Source organism: Agromyces sp. GXS1127 (assembly GCF_050565425.1).
Taxonomy (GTDB): domain Bacteria; phylum Actinomycetota; class Actinomycetes; order Actinomycetales; family Microbacteriaceae; genus Agromyces.
The window spans coordinates 1-5,605 of the sequence record NZ_JBOCIG010000013.1 but is presented as its reverse complement, the minus strand read 5'-3'; the positions used below and the strand labels follow the sequence as shown (position 1 = coordinate 5,605).

The following is a 5,605-nucleotide window of genomic DNA, read 5'->3' as shown; positions in this document are numbered from 1 at the left end:
TGTCCGGCGGTGTCCTACTCTCCCACAGGGTCGCCCCTGCAGTACCATCGGCGCTGCGAGTCTTAGCTTCCGGGTTCGGAATGTGTCCGGGCGTTTCCCTCGCGCTATGGCCGCCGAAACTCTAGGACCAACATGGTCCCGCCCGCGTGGGGGTGGGGTGTTGGTGGTCTCGGTGTCCCGACCCCGGGTCCGTCGACCGCGGGGGGTCGTCGGGTGGGGTGGGTGTCTGCTGTGCAGTTGTGTGTGTGTTCGTCTGTTGGGAACCACAGAGTGGACGCGAGTCACCTTGGGCCGCGTACACCCGCCTTGAAACGGTGTACGTGTGGTGATTGTCAAGTTGTCGGCGTATTAGTACCAGTCAGCTGCACACCTTGCGGTGCTTCCACATCTGGCCTATCAACCCAGTCGTCTGGCTGGGAGCCTCTCCCCCGAAGGGATGGAAATCTCATCTTGAGGCCGGCTTCCCGCTTAGATGCTTTCAGCGGTTATCCATCCCGAACGTAGCTAACCAGCGGTGCTCCTGGCGGAACAACTGGCACACCAGAGGTTCGTCCAACCCGGTCCTCTCGTACTAGGGTCAGATCCTCTCAAATTTCCTGCGCGCGCAGAGGATAGGGACCGAACTGTCTCACGACGTTCTAAACCCAGCTCGCGTACCGCTTTAATGGGCGAACAGCCCAACCCTTGGGACCTACTCCAGCCCCAGGATGCGACGAGCCGACATCGAGGTGCCAAACCATGCCGTCGATATGGACTCTTGGGCAAGATCAGCCTGTTATCCCCGAGGTACCTTTTATCCGTTGAGCGACAGCGCTTCCACAAGCCACTGCCGGATCACTAGTCCCGACTTTCGTCCCTGCTCGACCTGTCAGTCTCGCAGTCAAGCTCCCTTGTGCACTTACACTCGCCACCTGATTGCCAACCAGGTTGAGGGAACCTTTGGGCGCCTCCGTTACTCTTTGGGAGGCAACCGCCCCAGTTAAACTACCCACCAGGCACTGTCCCTGAACCGGATCACGGTTCGAAGTTAGATATCCAGAGTGACCAGAGTGGTATTTCAACAATGACTCCACGAACACTGGCGTGCCCGCTTCACCGTCTCCCACCTATCCTACACAAGCCACACCGAACACCAATACCAAGCTGTAGTAAAGGTCACGGGGTCTTTCCGTCCTTCTGCGCGTAACGAGCATCTTTACTCGTACTGCAATTTCGCCGAGTTCGCGGTTGAGACAGCTGGGAAGTCGTTACGCCATTCGTGCAGGTCGGAACTTACCCGACAAGGAATTTCGCTACCTTAGGATGGTTATAGTTACCACCGCCGTTTACTGGGGCTTAAATTCTCAGCTTCGCCACCGAAGTGGCTAACCGGTCCTCTTAACCTTCCAGCACCGGGCAGGCGTCAGTCCGTATACATCGTCTTGCGACTTGGCACGGACCTGTGTTTTTAGTAAACAGTCGCTTCCCACTGGTCTCTGCGGCCATCAACGCTTCCCCCAGCAAGTGGGTTCACGAATCAGGCCCCCCTTCTCCCGAAGTTACGGGGGCATTTTGCCGAGTTCCTTAACCACGATTCTCTCGATCTCCTCGGTATTCTCTACCTGACCACCTGAGTCGGTTTGGGGTACGGGCGGCTGGAACCTCGCGTCGATGCTTTTCTCGGCAGCATAGGATCACCCACTTTTCATCCGCATCACGTCTCAGCCTCCATGAGTCGCGGATTTGCCTACGACTCGGCCTACACGCTTGCCCCGGGACAACCATCGCCCGGGCTGGGCTACCTTCCTGCGTCACACCTGTTATCACGCTCACTCCACCAGACGGGGTCGCACGCCGCCACCAGGATCCGTCCCGAAGGACATCACCAGGTCTTGGGATGCTTAGCACTCCTGGTCTCGTGTGGGCGGTTCTTCGCCGGTACGGGAATATCAACCCGTTGTCCATCGACTACGCCTGTCGGCCTCGCCTTAGGTCCCGACTTACCCAGGGCAGATTAGCTTGACCCTGGAACCCTTGGTCTTCCGGAGGACGGGTTTCTCACCCGTCTTTCGCTACTCATGCCTGCATTCTCACTCGTGTGCCATCCACGGCTGGTTTCCACCGCCGCTTCACCCGGCACACGACGCTCTCCTACCCATCACCACGACTGGACCACGAAGGCCAATCACTGTGCGGCAATGCCACGACTTCGGTGGCGTGCTTGAGCCCCGTTACATTGTCGGCGCGGAATCACTTGACCAGTGAGCTATTACGCACTCTTTCAAGGGTGGCTGCTTCTAAGCCAACCTCCTGGTTGTCTGTGCAACTCCACATCCTTTCCCACTTAGCACGCGCTTAGGGACCTTAGTCGGTGGTCTGGGTTGTTTCCCTCTCGACGATGAAGCTTATCCCCCACCGTCTCACTGCTGCGCTCTCACTTACCGGCATTCGGAGTTTGGCTGACGTCAGTAACCTGTTGGGGCCCATCGGCCATCCAGTAGCTCTACCTCCGGCAAGAAACACGCAACGCTGCACCTAAATGCATTTCGGAGAGAACCAGCTATCACGAAGTTTGATTGGCCTTTCACCCCTATCCACAGCTCATCCCCTCAGTTTTCAACCTAAGTGGGTTCGGTCCTCCACGACGTCTTACCGTCGCTTCAACCTGGCCATGGATAGATCACTTCGCTTCGGGTCTAGAACCTGCGACTACAACGCCCTATTCAGACTCGCTTTCGCTACGGCTCCCCCACACGGGTTAACCTCGCCACAGATCACTAACTCGCAGGCTCATTCTTCAAAAGGCACGCCGTCACCCCAACAACGGAGGCTCCGACGGTTTGTAAGCAAACGGTTTCAGGTACTATTTCACTCCCCTCCCGGGGTACTTTTCACCTTTCCCTCACGGTACTTGTCCGCTATCGGTCATCTGGGAGTATTTAGGCTTATCAGGTGGTCCTGACAGATTCACACGGGATTTCTCGGGCCCCGTGCTACTTGGGATCCCCCTCCGGGCCGCCAGACATTTCGACTACGGGACTCACACCCACTCCGGTCCGGCTTTCAATCCGGTTCGTCTATACCTGACGCGTCACCGCGGCCGACCGGCAGATCGACCAGAGAGGTCCCACAACCCCGACCATGCAACCCCTGCCGGGTATCACACATGACCGGTTTAGCCTCATCCGCTTTCGCTCGCCACTACTCACGGAATCACGGTTGTTTTCTCTTCCTGTGGGTACTGAGATGTTTCACTTCCCCACGTTCCCTCTACCCGCCCTATACATTCAGGCGGGAGTCACCAGGTCACCACAAGGGGCCTGGCGGGGTTTCCCCATTCGGAAATCCTCGGATCACAGCTCGTTTATCAGCTCCCCGAGGCTTATCGCAGATTACGACGTCCTTCTTCGGCTCCAGATGCCAAGGCATCCACCGTTTGCTCTTAGAAACTTGAAATCACATGAGTTTAAGAAGCCACCAGCGAAACGCCGGCGGCGACCAATGATAAGTCGAACGCAACCCCGAAAGGCCACGTCCTACGTATCTTGTGAAACAGTCCGAAGACTGTCTCTAAGATGCTCGCGTCCACTATGTAGTTCTCAACAGACGACCAGAACCCCCACCCCCACCAGCAACCGCCGGCTTCGATGAAGGCCTGACAGGGAAACCATCCCCGACCACAGGCATCCGAAGACACCCAAGGCCCATGTCCGGTCCCTCAGGACCCAACAGCGTGCACGCACCACCCCCGCCGACCCGAACCGTTCCAACCACCGAAGCGGCGTACTGGACCCGAACCCTTGCGAGCGATGCCTATGTCAATGTTCCACCCATGAGCACCCAGCAAGAACGTTCGTCTCGATCTGGGCCTCCTGGAACCAGCAAGCTGGCCCAGTGCTCCTTAGAAAGGAGGTGATCCAGCCGCACCTTCCGGTACGGCTACCTTGTTACGACTTAGTCCTAATCACCGATCCCACCTTCGACGGCTCCCTCCACAAGGGTTAGGCCACCGGCTTCGGGTGTTACCGACTTTCATGACTTGACGGGCGGTGTGTACAAGGCCCGGGAACGTATTCACCGCAGCGTTGCTGATCTGCGATTACTAGCGACTCCGACTTCATGAGGTCGAGTTGCAGACCTCAATCCGAACTGAGACCGGCTTTTTGGGATTCGCTCCGCCTTACGACATCGCAGCCCTTTGTACCGGCCATTGTAGCATGCGTGAAGCCCAAGACATAAGGGGCATGATGATTTGACGTCATCCCCACCTTCCTCCGAGTTGACCCCGGCAGTCTCACATGAGTCCCCACCATAACGTGCTGGCAACATGCGACGAGGGTTGCGCTCGTTGCGGGACTTAACCCAACATCTCACGACACGAGCTGACGACAACCATGCACCACCTGTAACCGAGTGTCCAAAGAGTCCCCTGTTTCCAGAGTGTTCTCGGTCATGTCAAGCCTTGGTAAGGTTCTTCGCGTTGCATCGAATTAATCCGCATGCTCCGCCGCTTGTGCGGGCCCCCGTCAATTCCTTTGAGTTTTAGCCTTGCGGCCGTACTCCCCAGGCGGGGCGCTTAATGCGTTAGCTACGACACGGAAACCGTGGAAAGGTCCCCACATCTAGCGCCCAACGTTTACGGCGTGGACTACCAGGGTATCTAATCCTGTTCGCTCCCCACGCTTTCGCTCCTCAGCGTCAGTAAGTGCCCAGAGACCTGCCTTCGCCATCGGTGTTCCTCCTGATATCTGCGCATTCCACCGCTACACCAGGAATTCCAGTCTCCCCTACACCACTCAAGTCTGCCCGTACCCACTGCAGGCCCGAGGTTGAGCCTCGGGATTTCACAGCAGACGCGACAAACCGCCTACGAGCTCTTTACGCCCAATAATTCCGGACAACGCTCGGACCCTACGTATTACCGCGGCTGCTGGCACGTAGTTAGCCGGTCCTTTTTCTGCAAGTACCGTCAAGGCCGAAGCCCCTTCTTCCTTGCCAAAAGCGGTTTACAACCCGAAGGCCGTCATCCCGCACGCGGCGTTGCTGCATCAGGCTTGCGCCCATTGTGCAATATTCCCCACTGCTGCCTCCCGTAGGAGTCTGGGCCGTGTCTCAGTCCCAGTGTGGCCGGTCACCCTCTCAGGCCGGCTACCCGTCGACGCCTTGGTGAGCCATTACCTCACCAACAAGCTGATAGGCCGCGAGTCCATCCCAAACCGAAAAACTTTCCACCAAACACCATGCGGTGCAAGGTCCTATCCGGTATTAGCTCCGATTTCTCGGGGTTATCCCAGAGTCCAGGGCAGGTTACTCACGTGTTACTCACCCGTTCGCCACTAATCCCCACCAGCAAGCTGGTAGTTCATCGTTCGACTTGCATGTGTTAAGCACGCCGCCAGCGTTCGTCCTGAGCCAGGATCAAACTCTCCAAAAAAAATGGTTCCCAACACCCGAAGGCATCAGGGAGTTCAAATCACTGACAGAGAAACAACTGACTTCAAAAAATCAAATCGTCCATCAATCAAAGGAAACCCATCCCCCCACCAAAGCAGGAGAACACGGGGTTCAAAAAATTGGCATTGAACATAGTGCACGCTGTTGAGTTCTCAAGGAACGGACGCACCCG

Annotated in this window: 3 rRNA genes; all 3 read right to left on the bottom strand. The window is 57.0% G+C overall.

Annotated elements, in window-relative coordinates:
- Nucleotide 1 precedes the first annotated feature (1 nt).
- A 5S ribosomal RNA gene (gene rrf, locus ACQ393_RS17485) occupies nt 2-118 on the bottom strand.
- A 210-nt stretch (nt 119-328) separates the two neighbouring features.
- Nucleotides 329-3,435: ribosomal RNA gene (locus tag ACQ393_RS17480) — 23S ribosomal RNA — on the bottom strand.
- A 449-nt stretch (nt 3,436-3,884) separates the two neighbouring features.
- Nucleotides 3,885-5,413, bottom strand: a 16S ribosomal RNA gene (locus tag ACQ393_RS17475).
- The 16S, 23S and 5S rRNA genes sit together here, the layout of an rRNA operon.
- Between the last annotated feature and the right edge of the window lie 192 nt (nt 5,414-5,605).